Source organism: Pseudoalteromonas sp. McH1-7 (assembly GCF_013366255.1).
In the GTDB taxonomy this organism is placed as follows: Bacteria; Pseudomonadota; Gammaproteobacteria; order Enterobacterales; family Alteromonadaceae; genus Pseudoalteromonas; species Pseudoalteromonas peptidolytica.
This window is the reverse complement of the sequence record NZ_JABWPQ010000006.1, coordinates 30,502-54,664: the sequence shown is the minus strand read 5'-3', so window position 1 is coordinate 54,664 and position 24,163 is coordinate 30,502. Positions and strand designations below refer to the sequence as shown.

Genomic DNA, 24,163 nt, shown 5'->3' with positions numbered 1-24,163 from the left:
GCGATCTTTAAAAAACCTCACACTTCTTGATATACACACCTGTCATTAAACTATTAGCCCAGCAAAATCTACAAAAATTAATCAGCATAAGGGTAATGCACGTGACGCTGCTCTTGTAGTGTCATACCTAAATATTCAAATGTGCCCACCAGCATCTCAGTAAATGGTGCTGGCGCTTGTGCTTGGCATGAAGTTGATAAGATCGAAAAATGTTTTTCGCGCAAGGCTCTTAATTCTGGTTTAAGCGCTTCAATATCCATAAAGTCCGTGATCCTATCAACAAATGCTTTCATCCTTGGCGTTACGGCATACCAATAAACAGGTGATGCAAAAATAATATGATCAAACCCGAGCACCCATCTAAATAGGTTTATAAAGTCATCATCGCTGTGAGAATGTTTGTAGCAATACTCCCCTATTTTGTAACGGTCTAGGTAGATAAGCTCAGCACTTTTTTCTTCTGCTAACGCTTTTGCTGATTGGTAAGTATTTCCATTTGGGTTTGAGCTTGAGTAAATAACGATTGTTTTCATAATGTTCAATTCCAGTTGCACTATTAATAAATTGGGTGCTACCTTAAAACCTCACCTTAAGTTGAGGTAAAGTACTATTTTATGAAAACTGAAAAATTATTAAGAGATGAGCCAAACTTGAGTGTTGGTAAGGTTGCAACCAGAGCAGATGTTGCCGTTTCTGCATTACATTTTTACGAAAACAAAGGATTGATCCGCAGTTGGCGTAACAATGGTAATCAACGTCGCTACAAAAAAGACGTGCTACGTCGTATTGCCATTATTAAAGCTGGGCAGAAAATGGGGATCACCCTTGGTGAAATAAAAGATACGTTAGATACCTTGCCCGATTCAAGAACACCAACCAAAGAAGACTGGGCAAAATTATCAACAGCATGGCAAATGAAACTAGATGAAAAAATCGCCTATATGCAGCGCTTACGTAGCTATGTGGACGGCTGTATTGGTTGTGGCTGTTTATCGATGAAGTCCTGCCCCATCTATAACCCGGGCGATATTGTTGCGACACAGGCCAATGGTGCCGTGTGGTTAGATGAGCCAGACAAAGCAAATAAAGCGAAATCTTGTTATGATAACGAAAACTAATAAATAGGACACAACAATGAAAAAAACTGCCTTGTGTATGGCACTTGCCATGGCAATGGGCCTAGCTGGCTGCACCGCGCCGTCTTCTTCTACAAAGACAGTAGCACTCACGGAAGAACAAACTGTGGTGAAAAACCAACAATTTGCTCAGTTTTCAGAGCAGTTTATTGACGAACTTTGGCAACAATATCCTGAAGCCTCCTTGTGGGCAGGTTTCGGTAAATATGACGACTTAATTACCATACCAACACAGGCTAGCCGCGACGCCAATGCTGCGTTTTCAAAAACACAGCTGGCAAAATTACAGCAATTCGACCTATCACAGCTTAGCAACAGTCAAAAAATCGACTATCACTTGATTGAAAATCGCCTACAGCGCGATATTTGGCACATCGAAACGTTTAAAAGCTGGCAGTGGAATCCTTCTTCTTACAATGTTTCCTATGGCTTTGCTACCATTTTGAACAGCCGCTTTAAGAGTGACGATGAAAAGTTAAAGCTAGTATTAAAGCGCCTTCAATATGTTCCTGCCTATTATGAAGCTGCACAGAGTAATATTCATAATCCAACCCTTGAATATACCCAACTTGCGATTTCACAAAACCAAGGGGCATTTAGCGTATTAAATGATGAGTTACTTGATAAATTAGCGACTTCATTGCTTAGCGCAGAAGATAAAGCACTATTCAAACAACGCTTTGCAGCTGCCAAATCAGCGATCAACGGCTATGTTTCTTTCCTCACTAACCTTGAAAAAGAGTTAAGTGAAAGCGGCAACGCGCGCTCCTTTAGAATTGGTGAAAAGTTATACGAAGAAAAGTTCGCATTTGATATACAGTCAGGGTATACAGCAAAACAAATGTATGAAAAAGCACTTGCTGATAAAGCCCGCATTACCGAGGAAATGGTGCAGATCACAGATCAGTTGTGGTCGAAATATTTTGCCGATACACCTCGCCCACAGTCAGACAGAGATGCCATTGCAACCCTTATCAAACATCTGTCAGTCAAACACGTCAAACGTGAGGATTTTGTATCTGAAATTAAGGCACAAATTCCAGAGCTTGAGCAGTTCGTGAAAGAAAAAGATTTAATCACGCTCGATCCTGAAAAGCCATTGGTTGTGCGTGAAACACCAGAATATATGCGTGGTTATGCTGGCGCCTCGATCAGTGCACCAGGGCCTTATGACAAAAAAGAAAACACCTATTATAACGTCACTCCCCTTGACTCAATGAGTGAAGAACAAGCTGAGTCATACTTGCGTGAGTACAACCATTGGATCCTACAGATCCTCAATATTCATGAGGCAATACCAGGTCACTATACTCAGTTAGTTTACGCTAACGAATCCCCTTCTTTGATCAAGAGCCTTTTAGGTAATGGTGCCATGGTCGAAGGCTGGGCAGTTTATACTGAGCGAATGATGTTAGAAGAAGGCTATGGCAATTTCGAGCCTGAAATGTGGTTAATGTACTACAAATGGAATCTGCGCGTTATCTGTAACACTATTTTAGATTATGACATTCAAGTCAATGGCATAGACAAGGAAGCGGGCTTAGACCTGTTAATGAATGGTGCTTTCCAAGAGCGCGCTGAAGCGGAAGGTAAATGGCGTCGCGCAACATTAAGTCAAGTACAGCTGACCAGCTATTACTCTGGCTATCGTGAGATTTACGACTTCCGTGAAGCACAGAAAAAGGAGCTTGGTGAAGCATTCGACCTTAAGGCGTTTCATGAAGAGTTTTTAAGCTTTGGCAGTGCCCCGGTGAAGTATATTCGTCAACTTATGACAAAATAATACCAATTTTCTTAATTAAGTGGTCTATTTTGAGGTGAGAAAATCTTGTCGATAACCCCGCTACCGCGTCCTGCAATCGCCAAGGTACCTACATCCGTGTAGGCAAGGCAAAAACTTTGCTATTTAGTTGTTCTAAATAAGAAGTTTTTAACGCCGTTAGCGTCAGATTTACTCCTTCAAATTGAACGAGTATTAAGTCAAATTGGTATAATTTCACCCAATAACACAAAAAATGCCGACCTCTCGGTCGGCATTTTTGTGTATCAATACAAATTAAACCTGCAGACTACTTCACTATTTTCATTTCATCTAATAGGTTTTGTGCATTGTCGACTTTGTCCATTATCCAAAGCATGTAACGCGAGTCAACGTGAATCGAACGGTTCAGGTTTTTATCATAATCCCAATCGCCAATAATGCTTTCATAAACACCATCAAACAATAAACCAACCAGTTCAGCTTTGCCATTTAACGTCGGCGAACCAGAGTTACCACCCGTTGTGTCAACATTAGAAAGGAAGTTTACCGGTACCGTGTTCATACCACCTGTATACTGGCCATACACTTTATCGCGGATCAACTGCTGCTGTTTTTTAGGTGCATTGAAAGGATCAACATCGGTGTTTTTAGCTAGCAGCCCCTCTAGAGAGGTAAACGGTGTAGCAACTAATCCATCTTGAGGTGAGTATCCACCTACTGTGCCGTAGGTAACTCTCAATGTGCTATTAGCATCAGCATAGACAGGCTTATTTTGAGACTTGTTGTAAGCAATGATTGCTTCCATAAGCGCAGGACGTGCAGCTTGCTGTTTACCGGCTAGCTCTTTTCCTTCATCTTCAATTTGCTTCATCACAGCAAAAATCGCTTTAGCATACTGCATAAATGGATCAGCGCTTTGATTGAGTTGTTCAAGATCTAAATCTAGCATCCATAGACGAACTTTCTCATCTGCCAACTTAGAGTTTGCATACATTTGATCAAGCAGTGCTTGATGATTTGCCTTATCGAAGCCTTCTTCCAGTTGTAGTTGCTTGTCTACCTCTGCAATGCGTTTTTCTTTAGGAAGCGCAGCATACAGCTCCATAAAGTAAAGCATAATTGCTTTGTCTACGGTTTCGTCGTAACGACGTGTCATGCGCTCAAGACCTGCTTTGAGCTTTGGCATATCACGTTCTTGATAACCGCGCTCGCGCTCAGCATCAGGCTTTTGCTTTTCAACGGCAAGACGATATAACTTCCTTGCCGTCGCAATCATTTGTGAGCGGTGAATATACCCCACCATCATATCGCGCACATAGTTTTCTTGTGCTTGTGATACCAGTTGGCTCAGCTCAGTCAACACATCGCCGTATTTTGCTTTGCGCTCAGCATCGGCATTGATCCACGCGATAAGGTCACGCTCAAATTGTTGCTTAGCACTATACATACTGCCCTTTTTAAAACTCTCAATCATAGAGCCAAAGTTTTTGATGTAATTGTTATAGCTAGCAATCGTACTTTCATAAGCGATTAATGCTTGAGAGCCTTCTGGCGCGTTCTCTTTGATAAGCTCCACATACTTTGCGTTGTGTTTGCGCACCATTGGATAGACAGTGTTAAACACAAAATCTACTTCTGAGGCAATACGATAACGATTAGTACGGCCCGGGTAACCGGTTACCATAACAAAGTCGCCTTCTTGCACACCTTTAGCACTCACACTTAAGAATGATTCAGGGTTATATGGTACGTTGTCTTTAGAAAACTCAGCAGGTTTGCCATCTTTTCCGACATAAGCACGATAGAATGCAAAATCACCAGTATGGCGAGGCCACATCCAGTTATCTATATCACCGCCGTATTTACCAACACCCATCGCTGGCGTGTAGGCTAAGCGTACATCTTTAATCTCAAGTGATTTAATCAAGTAGTACTCAAGACCACCGTGGAAGGTATAAACATTACAACGATAACTTTCGTCTTGCTCACACTCAGAGACAAGCTGTTTACGTTTACTATCGATGGCGTCAAAGCGTGCTTTACCGGTCAAGGAATCAACACCCTCATTGACTTTGTCTGTGACGTTCGAGACTTCTTTCGTTACATAAATACGCGAACCTGGCGCTGCAGGTAGATCTTCGCTTGGTGTTTTCGCCAAGAAGCCGTTTTCTAAAATATTGTTGTCAGTCGTAGAGTTATATTGAATAGAGCCATACGCACAGTGGTGGTTAGTAACCACTAAGCCCTTAGGGGAAACAAATGACGCCGTACAGCCGCCAAGGCCAATCACCGCGTTCATAGGAAACTCAGTTAATTTAGAAATCGACTTAGGGTCAATCTCAAGTCCTTTAGACTTCAAGATAGATTCTAGCTCAGGTAGTTGATGTGGTTGCCACATGCCTTCATCGGCTGCAACGTACTGAGAAAAGGCCAACACCATGGCCGCGGAGATAGCTTTGATACGCATATTCCAATCCTAAATTGTTATATTATTTTAATTACGGTCGGTAATGTGACCTAAGATTATGCTAAATAGCAATTTATTTCGATAAAATTTGATAAACCGATGTAAACAAACTCTCTGAACAGATGTTGCTAAATCCAGTTTTTTCTCGTATCAAATTTCATTGGCAAATCCAGTGGCTTCTCAAGTGCCTTAAATCCACCTGATGCTTTTAAAACTTACTTTTTCTCATTTTAGCAACGCCTAATAAAGCCAGTACTTTCATCCAAATTTAATGTCTTACCAGACACTAAATGAATGTTTGCATTTACCAAACTTTTTGCATCATTTACCCCTTATAAATGTTAGGATCGCCGCAATTGTCAGTAATGAGTCAAATTTATGCTTTCGTGTAACAACATCACTATGCAGTTTGGTGCAAAACCACTGTTTGAGAATATTTCCGTTAAGTTTGGTGACGGCAACCGCTACGGCCTAATAGGCGCTAACGGATGCGGTAAATCCACCTTTATGAAAATCCTAAGCAAAGAGCTTGAGCCAAGTGCAGGTAACGTAAACTACGATCCAAACGAGCGTATCGCTAAGCTAAATCAGGATCAATTTGCCTACGAGCAATATACGGTTGTAGACACAGTGATCATGGGTCATAAAGAGCTGTGGGAAATCAAACAAGAGCGCGATCGCATTTACTCACTACCTGAGATGAGCGAAGAAGACGGTATGCGTGTTGCCGATCTTGAAACGCAATTTGCTGAAATGGATGGCTATTCCGCTGAAGCAAAAGCCGGTGAATTACTCCTCGGTGTTGGTATTCCAACCGAGCAACATTACGGCCTCATGTCTGAAGTTGCTCCGGGCTGGAAACTACGTGTGCTACTAGCGCAGGTATTATTTGCAGAGCCAGATATCATGCTCCTAGACGAACCAACCAACAACTTGGATATCTACACCATCAAGTGGCTGGAAGATGTATTGAATCAGCGTGATTGTACTATGATCATCATCTCTCACGACCGTCACTTCCTAAACTCAGTGTGTACACACATGGCGGATATCGACTACGGTGAGCTGCGTATCTACTCTGGTAATTACGATGAGTACATGTTTGCAGCAACACAAGCTCGCGAGCGTCTGCTTTCAGATAACGCGAAGAAAAAGGCGCAAATTGCCGAGCTACAACAGTTTGTTTCGCGTTTCTCTGCAAACGCATCAAAAGCAAAACAAGCCACCTCTAGAGCTAAGCAAATTGACAAAATTCAGTTGGAAGAAGTTAAAGCGTCAAGCCGTCAAAACCCATTTATTCGCTTTGAGCAAGAAAAGCCACTATTTCGTAATGCCCTTGAACTTGAGTCTTTATCACAAGGTTACGAAGAGACGTTATTCTCAAACTTAAACGCACTGGTTGAAGTTGGTGAAAAGGTCGCGATTATCGGTGAAAACGGCGTGGGTAAAACCACCCTCCTCAACACCCTTGCCGGCCGTCAAGCGCCACTGTCAGGCGCGTATAAATGGTCAGAAAATGCCAACATAGGTTACTACGCGCAAGATCACGCTGACGAATTTGAAAAAGATCTCGACCTTTTCCAATGGATGGAACAGTGGCAACAGCCAGGCGATGATGAGCAAGTCGTACGCGGCTTCCTTGGTCGTATGCTGTTTTCTCAAAACGACATCAAAAAGTCCGTGAAGGTGATCTCAGGTGGTGAGCAAGGCCGTATGCTATTTGGCAAAATCATGATGCACAAGCCTAATATTCTGCTGATGGATGAGCCAACTAACCACATGGATATGGAGTCTATCGAGTCTCTAAACCTAGCATTAGAGCAGTACGAAGGCACACTATTCTTCGTCTCGCATGACCGTCAGTTTGTATCTTCTCTTGCTACGCGTATTTGGGAAATCAAAGACGGACAGATCATTGATTTCCAAGGTACTTATGACGAATACCTTGCGAAAAAAGCAGCCGAAGCACTGTAAATCTATCCTGTTCAGGGTCGCTTACTGGCCCTGAACACGCCCCGATACCTTCCTATCATGGTGTATAGTTCTTATATATCAAATAAAAGCAGCTGAATTGTTCAATGCTCAAGCATAATACCAATTAGCATCAATGCTTGCTCAAAATAGACCTCTTAATTAGGATAATTGGTATCAGTCAGCGAATAGGCTTTATAAAAAATAAGCGCACCGAAGTGCGCTTCCAAGTTATTAACCTGAGATCAGGTTAACTAGGGACTGTTGTGCAATCGCACTCAAAACTATTTCACTCTACGTCTAAAACCCAGCGCAGCTGCAAGTAAGAAAAGACCCGCAAACATCGACCCACCAGAAGAGCCCGAATCTTGATCTGTTGACGGTTTGTCAGTAACTTGGTCAATCAAGGTATTCGCTTTTTGTGTTAATCCCACAGCAGAGTTAGGATCGTCATCTAACACTGTAATTGCATTGAGTGTTACAAAATTAGCAGCACCTGGGTCTGTTTCAGTGTCTTTACACTGCTCATCGGTAAAGTTAACTAACGGCACATTCCCACAACGTGGAATTTGGGCGATGGCTTCTAGTACTTCCATACCGTCACCAATTACTTGACCAAACACGGTGTAGCCACCATTTTCTACATCTAAATTACTACTATTATCCTCTAAGTTTATAAACCACTGACTGGTCGCACTATCAGGTTTATAAGCCACCTTAGCCATTGCAATTGTGCCTTTGACATTTGACCACTTAGGTTCATTTTTAACCGCATTATAGGTTTCAATCGCATCAAGCGGAACTTTACCTTCATAAATAAAGCCGCCACCTTGCACGACAAACTCGGGGATCACTCGGTGGATCACAGTATCAGAGTATCGTTCGTTGTTTACATACTGCAAAAAGTTTTCAACTGTCTTAGGAGTGCTTTGATCATATAGATTCACTTGAAAACTACCGTGTGAGGTCTGAAACTCAACAATTGTCGCGTTAGCAGTAACACTTCCTAACATCGCTGAGGCGAGCAATAGCGTATTTAACTTGAACATACTTTTCCACTTAGTTATTTCATATTTATTTGCGTCTTAGAATAAAAATTAATTTTTAACGCGGCTAGCAAATCATTGTCGATGGTAACAATTAAAAACATTTACAGACGTAGGTTTACAAAAACGACACAGCGACAACTAGGTAATTGTGCAGGTTTTAGTCAAACAAACGTATTTCACCGCATAACTCCTCTGAGTAGACGGTTTATACATGCAACTCTTAACCATTTTTTATATGATCCGCCCGATTATAATTCTAAATCCAGGACAACAAGTTTATGAGTAATTCCTCTGAGGCAACGATGGAGATGAACTCCGTCAGTAATAGCCGCTGGACAAAACATGATACCCACTGGGTATTGAGCTTATTTGGAACCGCTGTTGGAGCAGGTATTTTGTTCCTGCCAATCAATATTGGGATCGGTGGTTTTTGGCCACTTCTCATTATGACTGCCCTTGCTTTTCCAATGACCTATTTAGCGCACCGAGGGCTCGCTCGCTTTGTGCTTTCTTCAAAGCAAAAAAATGCTGATTTTACCGATGTAGTCGAAGAACACTTCGGCGCTGGTGCTGGCCGCTTAATTTCCCTACTCTACTTTTTCTCTATTTTCCCTATTTTGCTTATTTACGGTGTTGGTCTGACTAACACTGTCGATAGCTTTATTGTCAATCAGCTAGGGTTTGGATCCCCTTCACGTATTTTGCTGTCAGGTTTATTAGTGGCGGGCATGATTGCCATTATGCTAGGCGGTGAAAAGCTATTGCTCCGTGCTTTCGCTATTTTGGTTTACCCACTTGTTGGTGTACTTCTGTTTTTGTCACTGTATTTAGTACCTAACTGGCAAATGCCCGTAGTCAGTACGCCAGATGTTGCCAGTTTAACGCAGTTATTGTGGTTATCTGTGCCGATCGTGGTGTTCTCCTTTAGTCACGCAGCGGCGATCTCAAGCTTTGCTAATGTGCAACGTCGCCATTACAAGAGTGAAGCGGTGCAAAAGTCTGAAGCCATCTTGCGTATCACCTCAATTATGTTGATTGTATTTGTCTTGCTGTTTGTATTTTCTTGCGTATTTTCATTAACGCCAGAACAAATGGAAGCTGCAAAAGAATCAAACGTTTCCGTATTGTCTTACCTAGCCAACGTTTATAACAATCCATTTATTGCTATGCTTGGGCCACTGGTTGCGTTTATTGCCATCACCTCTTCATTCTTAGGTCATTTCTTAGGTGCTCGTGAGAGCTTCAATGGGCTGGCAACCAAACAAACTAACATGAGTTACAAAGTAGCTGACAAAGCGGGTATCGCATTTATGTTTGTTGCTATCTGGATTTGCTCAGTGCTTAACCCAAGTATTCTCGATATGATGGGCGCAATTTCAGGCCCTATCATTGCGATGATCTTGTTTATTATGCCGACTATAGCGGTGTTTAAAGTCCCTGCGCTACAAAAATACAAAAGCCATATTGGCACCTATTTCGTATTAATTGTGGGCTTATTGGCGGTTTCGGCATTGCTATATAACCTAAGCTTTGGCTAGTCACAGACATACCCAAAATTTTAGTAATATTGGGAGGCATCGCCTCCCGCTCCAACGCATCACCTCCATGGTAGTTAAGCGCAAATTGTGGTAGTTTTCAGTGTCTTAAAATGAACACTGCGACTGAACAATGAACTTTGACTTTGTGCCATCCACTAATGAAGAAATTGTAGCCTTAACACATCAGGTAGATGCGCTACCAGCGCAAGAGCAAACCTTGCTCTGCATTTTGGCCGTCGTTTACAAGCCAGTCTCAGCAATAAAACTCAAACGCCTAATACAGGCTCTTGTTAGTAAAGAAATTATTCCTAGCACTGAGTTTGAACAAGGAATAAGCCATAGCCAGATCATGAAGTGGCGCGCTGACGGTTTAGTCACGTTTAATGAAGATGGCGTACAAATCAACCTAAAACTCGCGACCGGTTTAAGTCAAAAAGTCATGGCCGAGGGGCAGTTTTTACCCATACTCAATACTGCCGAAGAATTTATACCGGTTCTTAATGCTTATGAATGGGAAAGACAATTTGCTGATGAACAGCGCCTCATTCGCGATTTTTTATTTATAAATCAATTATCAAAAGCACGTGCGCAACTAGGGTTTAATAAAGACCCACAAGCCGTGTGCTATAAAACCAACCAAGTACTACTGCCACTTTATTTTTATCCGTTCTCGTTGGAGCGATTTATCACCCTCCCCGAAGATTTGCAGTACCAAGCATTTTCAACCTTGCTGTATACCTTAATACAAAGTGGCCAAAGTATTGCCTTTGCGCTAGACACGCTGGAACAGGTTGAGGCCAAAACACAAAACCCACCATTAACGGCACTATTAGCAGAATACCAACTGTACACATTACAGTTAGATGCCGCACAGAGTATGGTAACTCAACATCACAGCAGCTACGAGTTACAGATACGAGCTGCGATTGCTTTTTTGCAGCAAAGTGAAGATGCCGTCTCAGAGTTTACAACAGCCCTTAAAGCGAAGGATAAAATCACCAAGCGTAAAAAGCAGTACTTAGGCAGAACCCTTGGGTTATTTCATAAACTGGCATTACTACAACAAGCCAATAACCAAGATGCTGCGCTTTTTGAAGTGTTATCACTACAATTAGAGTATGAAAACCAAGACAATAAAGCTCCCTTTTGTAATTACTTTGCCAATAACGTCTTACTCTATTGCAGTGAAAGCCTCTCGCAAAATAACCCATACAGTAGCGCACATTTAAAGTACTCTGCTTTGAAGCAGTCGCACTATTTTGACTATTACATTGGCCGCTTACTTGACTGCTTTGCATACTTTTGGTGTAACAAGACTTTAGATGCAACGGCGCTTGAACACCTTGATGATTGCGTGAACGCTTTTGAACAGCTGTCGATGTCGCTTTTTGCTCAGCTTGCTAAACAACTGCAACTTGCTCAGCATGGAGAGTTTCAGCCACTGACAAATGCTCTCAACATTAACCTCAGTACGCTTGTGGCTAAAAAGTCACCGTGGGATTTGGCGCTTGATAAACTTATCGCATTAAACCCAAGCAGTAACGCCACTCAAGCGGCCGATACGCAATACCGACTGATCTGGCAGCTTAGGCAAGGTCGCTTTGATATTGAATTTTTAGCCAGAGAACAAAAACGGGGAAAAACCGGCTGGGGTAAGGGTAAGCCTTTACCTTGTAAGCAACTTAAACAGCATCCTGAACGCTTCAGTTACATAAGCCAATCAGATAAAAAACTCATTGAGGCCATCGCATTGCAAGCCAGTTATGGCTACAGCAGCAAGTCTGATTATGTACTGGCAGGGATCCCAGCTTTAAGAGCTGCGGTTGGCGCAACAAACCTCTATCATGAGGACGACTTAACGCAGCCTATTACCATAACCGAGCAGACCCCTGAATTACACATTCGTCAGCACGGTGATGAGCTTTTACTTTCAGTGCCAAATCTACCGAGTTATTTTACCCAGCCGCAAAGCTACTCATTTTTCCAGCATGACGAACATCAGTATACGTTTATTGTATTTAATCAATCACATATACAAGTCGCTGAAATCATTGGCGAATCAGGGTTAAGCGTACCTGTTAGTGCAAAGCAAAAAGTACTGTCGAGTATTAAAGCCATTGCTCCTTATCTGAATGTTCAGTCGGATTTAGCCGACATTGACACAGGTCTTGATGTCACTGCAGCGCAGTCTACCCTCGTTATCAATATTCAACCTTACCATCAAGGTTTAGACTTTCATTGTGTGGTGATGCCGTTTGGTGAAAAAGGCCCTGTTTTCCACCCTGGTCATGGTACTGCCACGGTTAGTGCAGAAATCGACGGCAAACGCTTGTCTACCACCCGGGATCTCCTGCTTGAGCAACAAGGGCTTGATGAGCTTGACACCCATTGTCCGTTGTTTTTAGAGATGATTGACAACCGCCTCAGCTTGGCGCAAATGGATGAAGCACTGGAGGTATTGCAAGAGCTTGAGATGGTAGTCAACCAAGATCCTTGCCCTATGCAACTCAGGCTAAGGTGGCCAAAAGGTAAAAAAGTCCGCCTCAGTAACAAGCTTGAAAGCCAACATTTGCAACTGGCTATGACCAAGAAAAACGAATGGTTTGATATCACCGGCGAGCTGCAAGTAAATAATGACCAAGTGATTGAGCTAAAAACACTACTCAAGATGGTTGCTACCAGTAATGGCCGTTTTATTGCACTGGACAGTGAGCAGGTGATTGCCCTTTCAAGTGAACTAAAGTCTCAACTTGATAAGCTCAATCATGCCACCGAAGGCGGTAAATTCCATCCACTTGCTACGCCTTTGATTGCTGAAGCCACCACCGGCATGCGCATGAAAACCTTACCTGCATGGGAAGAGCAAAATGATAAAATGCACCAAGCCGTGGCGTTAACTGTGCAGCTACCATCAACATTACAGGCCAAGCTTAGAGACTATCAACAAGCAGGATTTGACTGGGCCATGCGACTCGCCCATTGGGGCGCTGGCGCGTGTCTTGCCGATGACATGGGGCTTGGCAAAACCATCCAAGCACTAGCGGTGATATTGGCTCGTGCACATAAAGGGCCTACGTTAATAATTGCTCCCACCTCGGTTTGTTTTAATTGGCAGCAAGAAATTCAAAAGTTTGCACCAACGTTGTCGGTAAAAGTATTTGCCGACTCTGCAAATTCAGAGGCCAGAGCACAACTGCTCAGTGATCTGCAGCCACTGGACTGTGTCATTTTAAGCTACGGCTTATTACAGCGCGAAGTTGACATATTAAAGCCCATTGCATTCGAAACGATTGTCGCTGATGAAGCCCAGGCGCTAAAGAACCCGCTTGCAAAGCGCACTCAGGCAGCATGTGCACTTAAAGGCAAATTTAAACTTATTACTACAGGGACACCAATCGAAAACAACCTTACCGAGCTGTGGTCACTATTTCGGTTTGTAAACCCGGGACTACTTGGCAACCTGAAGCGTTTTAGCGAAAAGTTTTCTGCGCCAATTGAAAATGCAAATGAGGACAAAGTCGCAGCACACCGAGCTCGCAAAGGATTAAAACACCTGATCCAACCGTTTATTTTACGTCGCATGAAGCACCAGGTATTAACAGAGCTACCACCACGTACGGAGATAAATGTAGCGGTTCAGTTAAGCCAAGAAGAGCAAACCTTTTATGAAGCGCTTAGGCAAAATGCCATTGATGAAATCTCCCAGTCCGCGCAACAAGATAGCGCCAATGAGCAGCGCTTTAAAATGTTGGCAGCGCTTACTCGTTTACGCCAAGCCTGTTGTCATCCAAAACTCTTATTGGCTGAAAGCCAAGTCGCCAGTGCCAAATTAGCGGCATTAGATGAATTACTAACAGAGCTACAAGAAAATAATCATAAGGCGCTCATTTTTAGCCAGTTTGTAGGTCATTTACAGCTGATAAAAAGTCACCTTGAAAAACGTGGTATTCGCTTTCAATATTTGGATGGCAGTACCCCTCCTAAGGCGCGACAACAGGCGGTCAACGCCTTTCAAAAAGGTGAAGGCGAGGTATTCCTAATTAGTCTTAAAGCAGGCGGCTCTGGCCTAAACCTTACCGCAGCGGATTATGTCATTCACATGGATCCTTGGTGGAATCCAGCGGTTGAGGAGCAAGCTTCAGATCGTGTTCATCGCATGGGACAAACGCGCCCTGTCACGATATATCGCTTAATCGCTAAAGGGACTATTGAGGAGCAAATTGTTGAGCTGCATCATCATAAAAAAGATCTAGCAGATCAACTGCTAGCCAATACGGATAAAGTGATGAAGCTCGATGTCAACGATGTCCTCTCGATGCTTAAGGAGACGCTGTAGTACAGATCTCTGGCGCTCGATACGGTAATCTCAACAAATCAAAGTAGTTCTGACCAAGCGCGATACGACGAAAAGCATTATCGTCAAGGCTGGCCAAAACACGACTGTTAATGTCCACTTCCTCTTTGTAGTCAGCAAAACGTTTGTTTTTGCTGGCAACAAAGTCACTCCCCGGTAAAAAACGCTCAGCATGGGCGTTGATAAACTCAACATATTGGCTGTTGACGGTTGGAAAGCTAAAATAATAGTCGTATAAAATTCGCCAAGAAAGATCCACTTTAAGATTTTTATAGCGGGCAAACAGCTTCTGCATGGTGCGAATATGTAAGCTGGGGTCAATACGGCTTAGCTCTTTTGAGATCCCCATGTGCATCCAGATGATGTCATTATTCGGGTAGCGCGTTAATACTTCCTCAAGTAACGGTAAGTAGCGAAGCGGCGCCTCGTTATCGCCCAAATCGGCATGCAGTGCCAGTGGAGTCTTCTTCTCTTGTAGCACTTGCATAAATGGCTGCCACTTAGCGATAGTATCCAGATTTACTGCTTGATGACCGTTATCAAAGTGCGCAGCTTTCACCATATTAACCTCTCCCATCCAACGAAATAGATCACCAAACTCTTCCTCAAGCAGCGCCATATTGGTCAGTATCGTGTCTGGTTTATGGAGATCAGCAAAGGTCATTGATAGGGTTAGATGTACTTTATCTGCCCCATGTTTTAGATAGTTATTGGCATTTTTAATATCATTTTCAATACTTGGTGCGATGACATGTGTGTAGCACCCTCGCTCACCAACACATCCTGATTTGCGTGTATAGATTTGGCCAATACCATACACATTGACAAACAACACCCCAGCACGCTCCGCCCAGTTAACCAATTTATTAAAAGGGACAGCGTCGCCGCGAAACGGCTGAAAATGATGATGACTATCAACGACAAAATAATTAGACTGACGCTGTCTGTTATAACACTGACTATTTTCTGGGCTAAACATTGCTAAGCTGCGCACACTTGTTGCCGATATGGTTTCACAGCTGCTGAGTAAAAAAGCACACCCCATCGCTATAAGAGTTTGTTTTATATTCATTTGGCTAACTTCATATTCCCTACCAAGGTACCTTAGCGCAGATCATATCTTTATACATAACCCAGTCTCCCATCAAGCTATATAACGGATATTGGAACGTCGCGGGTTTATTCTTTTCAAAAAAGAAGTGACCAATCCAAGCAAAACCATACCCCGCAACAGGCAACAACCAAAGCAACGACCACTGCGCCGAAAAAATGATATAGAACAGCAGCACTAGCACCACAGTTGAACCGACAAAGTGGAGCCTGCGGCAGATTTTGTTTTTATGCTCAGAGAGATAATAAGGATAAAATGATGCAAAAGAATTGAACTCTTTGTTATTGTTTTTAGTCATCTATATGTATTATTCGTTATTTGACCGTATTGCTCAGCATAGTGCAAAGCAATTACATTGAAAACAAAAAGGATTGGGCGTGGCAACAGGCTCAGAATAATTATGTTGAAACCCATATTAATATTTTCTGCCACTTTGCTATTAGCAGCTTGTAATGACACCACTTCAACCACTGATCCGCAGGCAAGTATGAATTCACAGCGCAACATTCAATGTAGTGTCGCAAAAGGTAACGACGCAACCATGAGCTATCCGGTCAAATTCACCTTTACCAACTTAGGGAACGAAGATGCTAAGTTCCTTATTTGGCATACCCCGTTTGAAGGATGGTGGAGTCAATTTTTAGTAGTAGAGCAAAATGGTAAAAAGCTCAATTATCAAGGTCCAATGGCCAAACGCCTCACGCCAGAGGCAAACGAGTTTTTGACACTTACTGCGGGGCAAAGCAAAAGCGTAGAGCTGGACTTAACGCTCGCCTATGAGATAAATACCGCACAACCTATCGCTATCACCTACAATAACCAGCTTAGCCATCCACTCGCACTCACAGCAAGCTGCAACAAGGTGCTATAAACTTAGCCTGAGTCTAGATTAATAAAAATGCAGCGGCCGTACGGAAAATAGAAGAGCAACCCCTTGTAGGAGCGACTTTACGTCGCGATCTCTTCTCGACCACACAGCCCGCTCATGCAGACACAATCTAAAGCGGGAAGTCATATGTACTGTGCACACAACCCCGTGTAGGAGCGACTTTACGTCGCGATCTCTTCCCCACCACACTGCACGCTCATACAGACACAATCTAAAGCTGGAAGCATATGTACTGTGCACACAACCCCTTGTGGGAGCGACTTTACGTCGCGATCTCTTCTCGACCACACAGCCCGCTCATGCAGACACAATCTAAAGCGGGAAGTCATATTTACTGTAGAAACAACCCCTTGTAGAAGCGACTTTACGTCGCGATCTCTTCCCCACCACACAGCGCGCTCATACAAACACAATCTAAAGCTGGAAGCATATGTACTGTGCACGCAATCCCGTGTAGGAGCGACTTTACGTCGCGATCTCTTCCCCCAAAACCATCAAGGCCTTGATATTTGAATAACCACCCGACGGTTTTTACCACGACCAATGGCATTATCATTGGTGTCCACATGACGCTTTTCACCAAAACCATCTGTCATAATCTTATCCTCTGCCACCCCAAGGCTTGCCATATAAGACTTTATCGCCTCCGCTCGTCTTTTTGACAGTCGCAAATTGGTGTCTCTACCGCCGTAGCTATCACTGTATGCAGAAATATAAATTTGCTCAATTTTAGGATCGTTCTTTAAGTACTCACCTATCATATCCAAACGTTGTCGAGAAGATTTTGTTAACTCACTGGAATTCTTTTTATAATTCATCACAGTAAATGCAATATCTTCAAAACTATAGGGCAATAAATTGTCTCGGCACTGCAAAAATGCCCAATAGGCTTGCTTAAAATTGACTGACGACAGTGCCACAGACACTTTGTCTACATCATTGTGCCAATCTTTATAATAAAACGTGGGAAAATACCCCTTTTCAAGCTCCGTTAGCAGCTCCCACGCCACATCATTGTCCAGCTCACCATCAAACTTTTTCAGTAACTTCATCTGCCCAATGCTTCTTGCAGGCTTACCGGCTCGCCACAACGGCGGCACCGACTCAAGACCAGCAAAGTCGTAACTTTCAGGGCGCACTACCATATCAAGATTAAACGTTAAGTCTTTATTTTTACTGGCATGGCTGGAAAAAATCGCTTCACCATAAAACGGAACTTCATGGTTTAACGCACAGCTCAAGCGGTTGGTTTGGTCAACTTGCCAATGGGATGCGTCTGCCTCGGCAGCATATTGCCGCATCGCAGCATCAGCATTAAGCGTCACGGCGCACAGGGATAAGCTTATCCAACTCGCTGATTTATAAAACTTAATCACTTAATACCTCACTACATTCACTCATTAGTATGCCATTACGGTGTGCCAATTTTGTGTGAACCGCAATACTAAACCATTATCTACAAATCAAAAGCAATAAATATACCACTTTGAACCCTTGCAAGTCGCTCGCATCTTGCCGAGGTATCAGTATAATAGGCCGCTCAATTTCACAAACCAAGAAGATTATGTCTGATACCGAGCAAACGCTATTTTCAAAACGCTTTCGCGGCTTCTTTCCTGTAGTTATCGACGTGGAAACCGCAGGCTTTAATAAAGATACTGACGCCCTACTAGAAATCGCAGTCAGTATGCTAAAAATGGATGATAACGGCATATTAAGTTTAGATCAGACGGTACATTTTCATGTCGCACCTTTTGAAGGGGCTAATATTGAACAATCAGCAATAGAGTTTAATGGTATCGATCCATTCTCTCCGCTTAGGGGCGCAGTTGCTGAAGATGAAGTTATCAAAGAAATCTGTAAAGCCGTCCGCAAAGCCCAAAAAGCCGCAGGCTGCCAACGCTCTGTTGTTGTAGCTCACAATGCCGCTTTTGACCATGGCTTTTTAAATGCCGCAATTGAGCGCAATAATATAAAACGCACACCCTTTCACCCTTTTGTAAGCTTTGACACAACTTCGCTTGCTGGACTGGCGCTTGGACAAACTGTCCTTGCCAAAGCTTGCCGTACCGCAGGGATCGAGTTTGACAATAGCCAAGCTCACAGCGCTTTATATGATACTGAACGCACCGCTGAGCTATTTTGTTATATCGTGAATAAATGGCAGGCATTAGGCGGTTGGCCGCTACCAGAGCCTGAAGAAGAAGAAGGCCAAACAGAACAGTAATACCAATTAAACTTAATACTTGCTCAATTTGAAGGAGTCAATCTGACGCTAACGGCGTTAAAAATTTCTCATTTAGAACAACTAAATAGCAAAATTTTTGCCTAGTTATCGACAAGATTTTCTCGCCTCAAAATAGACCACTTAATTAAGATAATTGGTATAAAAACTCAAATGCCAGCTAGGTTGCTGGCATATTTTTAGGCAATTTCTGCGGTTTTTGCAGTGGTAAACTGCTGCATCAGCTTACCTTCATGTAATTTAACAAAATTTGGCGGGTATATTCTTGAAAACAATTTAGTGTCTTTGGCTATTTTGACTTCAGTGCCTGGGTGCATCAATTCGTTCACCGTGACCCGGCTTAAGCGCGTAAGTCGATGAATTTTTTGTTGTACTAAACGAATGTTGCGCTGGTTAAGGCCATAGTGCTTATTGATTTGTTTTTCACTGTGTTGCAACTTGGCCAAGTAAGCGTCGCGTTTTGGTGATTGAGAAGACGCCTTCGCTCGCTTCATCGCCAGCTTGATTTCAATTACCTTAGCAGCAAGTACCTTTTCAAGTTCTACCAGCTCACGGTGCTTATCATGTAGGCTGTCCCAATCTTGCGCCAATGAAATTCGCGTTCTTGTGCCAGAAGGCGCGCCTAACTCACCGGTTTCAATTCGCATGGCATCAAACACATTGCCACCAATTAGTTTACCTCTTGGGGTATCGCCTTTACCGACTTTGATCAATCGCTTTGATGTCAGATCACAATGCAGCGCTTGACGCTCTATTAAGATGTCATGCTCACTTTCAATTTGGCAATACTGCGCATAACCCAAAGAGATACTGCGCTTGGCTTGAATAGAACATGAAAATGCCTCCCCTTCGTTTCGCTTACGGCCAATCGCCCCAAGCATTACCGTCACCGCACTGCTGCTTTCTAGTACCGCAGACTCAACAAAGCCAATAACGGTAATGTCACCCGAGGCTTTTACTCGCATCCCATCTTTGATGTCGCCACTAACAATAATGCTACCATCAAATTCAACATGTCCTGTTGTTACATCAATATTGTCGTAACACAGCACGTCATCTACACGCATCCCTCTGGGAATAGCCACAGGCACGCCTTTAGAGTCTGCAATCAATAAGTTGCTATCGCTTGGGTCGAGTTTAGTACCTTCAGACACTTCCAGCGGCGCGTCTTTACCCGGTTTTGGCTCAATCACATCGCCAAATACCGTATATCCCGGCTCACCTTCCGTTGGAGGCACTTTTTTCATCAATGGACTACCAGGTTTAACGGTGATGATTGCGCCTAGGTTGCGCATATCCACTTTACCACCGCTTGATTGCTGCGGGCTGAGCACTCTGTCTTGCGCTGTCATGCACAGGCGCACAAACTTTGCATCACTGCCATCTTTTGCGCGTTGACCGTGGGCGACTATGCCTTTGTAGGTGTGCCCCGCAGGCAACTCAAGTTGTTGACCAAGCAGGTTATCAAGTGCTTTACCACTCACCCCTTTTTTAATACCGGCTTGTATTAATGCTTGCTTGGCTTTGCTCATGCAGACCAACTTACCACCTTTTGCCGTGGTAATTTTTGCCTCCGCAAGCATATTCCCTTCTTCAATATGAACAGATATTGACGCATCAATGGCACGTGCAACCACCAAAGAATCTTGCTCTGGCGCTTCACTGGCAGTAAATAGTTGACCAATATTGGCATGGATGATTTCAAAATCCGCATACGGCGAGCCTTCAATCATCTCAACCAACTGAGACGAACTTGCCGGAAAACCAGATTCTACGGGATGAGAGAGCAAATAAACGTAGCCCTCATCCTCATCAAAGCGAAATAATGACATTCATCAACCCTGAAAAGTATGCACAAACTTATTGTTATATGTTGTTTTTAATGCAGCGACTTCATTTGAGCACAAGTTCTTTTGATTGTTAAGCTTAACATCGTGTGAATTGCTACAAAATATAAATGAATGTAAATCATTCTGTGCATCAAAAATACAAGTTATTATTTTCCCTACATTAATCGGCTTTACACGCAAAACCTTTAGGTAAACTTTTGCGTTAAACGCCAATTTCATAACTAAGTATGAGTAATGAGTAGCCTATTAGGCTGTTTCAATATAGGGTAATTGGATTTTAGGAAAAAGAAAGTGAATTTTTTAAAGCAATGAATTATCGCAAGCTCAGGGCTGATTTTAACGTGTGTTTGTTTATTCAATGCCTAGACGACGAAAAGCCAAAGTACGACCTTGTTTCTTCAGGAGGTGAAGACATTGATGTGTTTTGACTCTTTTTCGTTAAGCTATCGCCCAATATGGGCGTTGAAGTATAGAGTTATTCACTGACAAGTGGTGATGGCACTTTTTGATTCAACCGGGAATACGGCGCTGTTGTTAGACTCTGAGGCTAAAAAGTCGATGGGTTTTGTTGAAAGTAAAATAAAGCCATACTTTTGTGAGGTGTTTGCCAATGCCGTTACCGCTTGATGAGATAAGCTTTGAATGGGTGCGATGTCGCCATGGCGTTTTGAGTCAGCCATTATCCAGTAATGTCCGGTTTGGCTCGCGGTGTAACCTGCTACGACCTTGTAATGGCCAACACAGTGATAAATGATGAAGTTTTCTTTTTGTGTGAGCCAGTTAGCAATATCTGAAACGGCAATCTGCGCCAGCATATCACCAGTTAACAAGGCGCTAAATGGTGCCACCTTGTTGGTTTTACACACACTGTTAAACAAACGAATAATGTCAAAGTTACTCATGCCTTTTGGGTCTACTAATGCCATATTTTCAGTTGCTGGGTCAGCAGAGTCTGAGACTTTTCGCTTGGTATAAAACCCCGCATTAAATTGCTGATGAAATGAGTCTTGAGTAAACTCGTCATCAAACAACGTGTTAACCACTGCGATTAATGAACAGATCCCACAAAAGTTTTTATATTGCGGCTGAATAAAATGCGTAAATATACCCTGATCAAAATAACGAGGTTTGGTAATGGTCGTCACAGGCTTGCTTCCAATTAATATAAATAAATATCTTCGTTTGATTTATTCAGCAAAATAGCCGAGACTTCTCCGGCAAAAAATAAACCGCCACAAACAAACACAATGGCATCATGAGCTTGCGCGTATGCTTTGGCTTCCATCACGGCTTGTTTAAGATCGTCTGATTGCGATGCTGCCAGTCCATGATTTTTGAGCTTGTCTTGTAATAGCGTAGGCTCTGCGCCTTTAAAACTGGCTTTGCTCACAACACAGTGCTCTGCTACCTCAGCTATCCTTGCTGCCAATACCGTTTGGTCGCGCCCTTTTGAGATCCCAGCTAGCACCACAATACGCGCTTGCGGGAAGTCTTGTTTTATCGAGTCAAATAACATGTTAAAAGACTCATCGGTATGGGCACTGTCTACAAAAATTTTCGGCGCATCACATACCAAGCTTAACCGGCCATCATTTGTAAACCGGTTGATTGCGTCGCTATATTGCTCAGCTGAGATAGTAAACCCCATGTCTTTTGAAAAGACTTCTGACATCAAAATAGCGGTTTTTATATTTTCTTGTGCAAACTTGCCAAACGTCTTGGGCGTGATACTAAACGGTGCATTATCATCTAATGTCACTTGATACTGATTAAAAGCGCTTGCTTGCTTGTTAAGCTGAATGTCGCTATTAAAGTAGCATTGTATGTCTCTTAACTTTGCATACGCGCGTACTTTACTTTTGAGGTGCTCGTCGATATTCCCCACCACCAAGGTACCACCGTGCTCACAGCCGTCGATTTTATCAAAGGCGATCAGCTCTTTGGTGTTACCAAGAATGTCACAGTGCTCAAGATCAACTGACGTGAGTATTGCAAAACGTGATTTGAGTAAGCGGATTGGGTCATATCGCCCACCTATTCCCGCTTCCATGATAATTAGCTCAACTTTTTTGTGCTTAAACACAGTTAACGCGACTAAATATAAAAACTCAAATACCCCAAATTCTTCATTTAAGGTCGCTGCTATTTTGTTAAGGGTTGGCACAATATTTTGCGCAGCGTGATTTAACTCTGCATAGTCAACAAGCTCACCATTTACTGTAAACCGCTCGTTAAATTCTAAAAAGTGTGGCGAGGTGAATAAGCCTGTTGACTTGCCTGCACCGCACAAGATTTGATTGGTGAGCTTGGCCACCGAGCCTTTGCCGTTCGTTCCGGTGATCACTAACTTCTTGGTGGTCTCAATATATGCGTCAAGTGACAAGTGCTCAATAGCAAGTTGCAACCGTGCTAAACAGATCCCAGAGCCAAACTTAGCAAACGATTTTGTCAGTGCTAAAAACTGCGTTTTATCTGTCATGGTTAAAAATCTCTTCAATGATAAATGCCCACAGTCTTGTGACTATATCGGTCGTTGAATGCTTTTCTGCTGACTCCAAGCTCGGATTGCCATTTATTTCTAAAATTGTTAACGCCTCTGCTTGATTTATATCATCGGCTTGGCTGTAAACATCTAAACCAAAAACACGCAGATTGAATAGCTTAAAGATTTTGTCGGTAAATGCGTTCAATTCATCACTAAAACACTCTGAATAATCCACCACTTCACCACCGAGTGCAATATTCATTGCTGGTGAAAAGTTAAATGTTACCCCTTTTGCTGGAATAGATTGCAAGGTTAACTGATTAGCCGATAAATATTCTCTAATATATGAGCTGTCCAAACTTAATGAGCTATGGCCATACTGCGCTTGTGTTTGCATAAGCGCTTGTAAATGCGCCGAAACCGTTTGTACGCCATCAAACGTAATAAATGGCGGGCGACGTTTATAACCAAACCAGATTTTTCCGTCTACCACAAATAGCCGATATTCATGGCCTTGCAGAGGCTTTTCTATCCTGACACAGCTCAGTTTTTGCTGATTTTTGTCAATGTAATTTTGCAGATCTTGGCCGTTATAGAGCTTTTCGATAAACGCGCCTCTTGAGCCGTCATTAGGTTTAATAAATAGCGGGTAACCTTGACGTTTGGCATAACAAAGCGCGTCTTGCTTTTCTTTGCCTACGCCTCGGTACATAGCAAATGCACTTTGCAAAAAGAAGTAATCACCTTCTGGGACATTAAAGCCGCTTGCGCTTAGTACATTGACGGTGTGCGATTTATCTTTGGCTAAAAAGGTGGACGTTGCCGAATTGATAGGAAACGAACAAATATTACCAGCGCCAAATATAAACGCTTTATTCTTGTAGCTCACTTTTAAAATTTGCTCAGAGAATGAGTCTAGGTTTTGGTATCGTATTCCTAAGCTGTCGCACGCTTTTTTTAATGACTGGATCTGGTGCGGAGTTTTAAATTTGGCTGCTTGGTTCATATTGTTTTATTCGAGCGTATAAGGCTAATTTGCGTTAATGTTTGCGCAGTTTAAAGGTTCTGCTCAGGCGCTGCTTTCATTAAAAAGTGCTTATGTCGCACACCTGAGCCGTAAAAAGTTTGTGTTACCCATATGAATGTCAGTACCTTGGTGCAAGCACAATACAGTAACGGTATTATCGACAAGATTTTCTCTCACTTCAGAATAGCGCTTTTATTTGAGCAAATTAGTATAAAATTTGATAGCGTAATCGCAATTGTTGCCTTGTAAAGCATGCGCATAACAAGGTTCAATCACAGG

17 protein-coding genes are annotated in these 24,163 nt (G+C 42.8%); 7 read left to right on the top strand and 10 right to left on the bottom strand.

Annotation, left to right across the window (positions count from 1 at the left end; all coding sequences use genetic code 11):
• Positions 1–77: 77 nt before the first annotated feature.
• The gene (locus HUZ36_RS05980; protein ID WP_125253819.1) at positions 78–533 is read right to left on the bottom strand and encodes a flavodoxin family protein; all 456 of its coding nucleotides are present in this window, start codon (positions 531–533) and stop codon (positions 78–80) included.
• A gap of 81 nt (positions 534–614) precedes the next feature.
• Between HUZ36_RS05980 and soxR the strand changes: the two genes are divergently transcribed.
• Complete coding sequence (gene soxR, locus HUZ36_RS05975) at positions 615–1,118, top strand: redox-sensitive transcriptional activator SoxR (RefSeq protein ID WP_147391355.1); 504 nt, start codon at positions 615–617, stop codon at positions 1,116–1,118.
• A gap of 16 nt (positions 1,119–1,134) precedes the next feature.
• Positions 1,135–2,919 (top strand): DUF885 domain-containing protein, encoded by a 1,785-nt coding sequence (locus HUZ36_RS05970; protein ID WP_176032344.1) that lies wholly within the window; start codon positions 1,135–1,137, stop codon positions 2,917–2,919.
• A 286-nt stretch (positions 2,920–3,205) separates the two neighbouring features.
• Here the strand turns inward: HUZ36_RS05970 and HUZ36_RS05965 are convergent, their stop codons facing one another.
• A complete protein-coding gene (locus HUZ36_RS05965; protein ID WP_176032343.1) occupies positions 3,206–5,365 on the bottom strand; it encodes a S46 family peptidase in 2,160 nt (719 codons plus the stop codon).
• A gap of 378 nt (positions 5,366–5,743) precedes the next feature.
• Here HUZ36_RS05965 and HUZ36_RS05960 point away from each other — a divergent pair, with 378 nt between their 5' ends.
• Positions 5,744–7,339 (top strand): ABC-F family ATPase, encoded by a 1,596-nt coding sequence (locus HUZ36_RS05960; protein ID WP_125253815.1) that lies wholly within the window; start codon positions 5,744–5,746, stop codon positions 7,337–7,339.
• Positions 7,340–7,620: 281 nt separating this feature from the next.
• Here HUZ36_RS05960 and HUZ36_RS05955 read toward each other — a convergent pair whose 3' ends face one another.
• A complete protein-coding gene (locus HUZ36_RS05955) occupies positions 7,621–8,385 on the bottom strand; it encodes a peptidylprolyl isomerase (protein ID WP_176032342.1) in 765 nt (254 codons plus the stop codon).
• A 278-nt stretch (positions 8,386–8,663) separates the two neighbouring features.
• Here HUZ36_RS05955 and HUZ36_RS05950 point away from each other — a divergent pair, with 278 nt between their 5' ends.
• Both HUZ36_RS05950 and HUZ36_RS05945 read left to right on the top strand, forming a co-directional pair.
• The gene (locus HUZ36_RS05950; protein WP_125253813.1) at positions 8,664–9,923 is read left to right on the top strand and encodes an aromatic amino acid transport family protein; all 1,260 of its coding nucleotides are present in this window, start codon (positions 8,664–8,666) and stop codon (positions 9,921–9,923) included.
• 130 nt (positions 9,924–10,053) lie between these two features.
• Entirely contained in the window at positions 10,054–14,259 is a 4,206-nt protein-coding gene (locus tag HUZ36_RS05945) for a DEAD/DEAH box helicase (protein WP_176032341.1), read from the top strand.
• On the opposite strand, the gene HUZ36_RS05940 is transcribed toward HUZ36_RS05945, so the two are convergent.
• Together HUZ36_RS05940 and HUZ36_RS05935 are read right to left on the bottom strand one after the other, a co-directional pair.
• A complete protein-coding gene (locus HUZ36_RS05940; RefSeq protein ID WP_176032340.1) occupies positions 14,243–15,349 on the bottom strand; it encodes an amidohydrolase family protein in 1,107 nt (368 codons plus the stop codon). The genes HUZ36_RS05945 and HUZ36_RS05940 overlap by 17 nt on opposite strands.
• 19 nt (positions 15,350–15,368) lie before the next feature.
• A complete protein-coding gene (locus HUZ36_RS05935) occupies positions 15,369–15,686 on the bottom strand; it encodes a DUF962 domain-containing protein (protein WP_125253810.1) in 318 nt (105 codons plus the stop codon).
• 102 nt (positions 15,687–15,788) lie between these two features.
• Here HUZ36_RS05935 and HUZ36_RS05930 point away from each other — a divergent pair, with 102 nt between their 5' ends.
• Positions 15,789–16,259 carry a protease gene (locus tag HUZ36_RS05930; RefSeq protein WP_125253809.1) on the top strand — a complete coding sequence of 157 codons (471 nt, stop codon included), beginning with the start codon at positions 15,789–15,791 and terminating at the stop codon, positions 16,257–16,259.
• A gap of 512 nt (positions 16,260–16,771) precedes the next feature.
• On the opposite strand, the gene HUZ36_RS05925 is transcribed toward HUZ36_RS05930, so the two are convergent.
• On the bottom strand, positions 16,772–17,650 hold the full coding sequence (locus HUZ36_RS05925) for a flagellar protein MotY (RefSeq protein WP_176032400.1): 879 nt from the start codon (positions 17,648–17,650) through the stop codon (positions 16,772–16,774).
• 191 nt (positions 17,651–17,841) lie between these two features.
• On the opposite strand from HUZ36_RS05925, the gene rnt reads away from it, so the two are divergent.
• Positions 17,842–18,504, top strand: coding sequence for a ribonuclease T (gene rnt, locus HUZ36_RS05920; RefSeq protein ID WP_147391486.1), 663 nt, complete (start codon positions 17,842–17,844; stop codon positions 18,502–18,504).
• A gap of 197 nt (positions 18,505–18,701) precedes the next feature.
• On the opposite strand, the gene HUZ36_RS05915 is transcribed toward rnt, so the two are convergent.
• From HUZ36_RS05915 to HUZ36_RS05900, 4 genes are all read right to left on the bottom strand, one after another.
• On the bottom strand, positions 18,702–20,354 hold the full coding sequence (locus tag HUZ36_RS05915) for a DUF342 domain-containing protein (RefSeq protein ID WP_176032339.1): 1,653 nt from the start codon (positions 20,352–20,354) through the stop codon (positions 18,702–18,704).
• Between the two features lie 497 nt (positions 20,355–20,851).
• Positions 20,852–21,517, bottom strand: a complete 666-nt coding sequence (locus HUZ36_RS05910; RefSeq protein WP_176032338.1) for a hypothetical protein — start codon at positions 21,515–21,517, stop codon at positions 20,852–20,854.
• A gap of 14 nt (positions 21,518–21,531) precedes the next feature.
• Positions 21,532–22,851, bottom strand: a complete 1,320-nt coding sequence (locus HUZ36_RS05905) for a bifunctional folylpolyglutamate synthase/dihydrofolate synthase (protein ID WP_176032337.1) — start codon at positions 22,849–22,851, stop codon at positions 21,532–21,534.
• Positions 22,841–23,863: an ATP-grasp domain-containing protein gene (locus HUZ36_RS05900; protein WP_176032336.1), complete on the bottom strand. Its 1,023-nt coding sequence runs from the start codon at positions 23,861–23,863 to the stop codon at positions 22,841–22,843. Before HUZ36_RS05900 ends, HUZ36_RS05905 begins: the two co-directional genes overlap by 11 nt.
• Between the last annotated feature and the right edge of the window lie 300 nt (positions 23,864–24,163).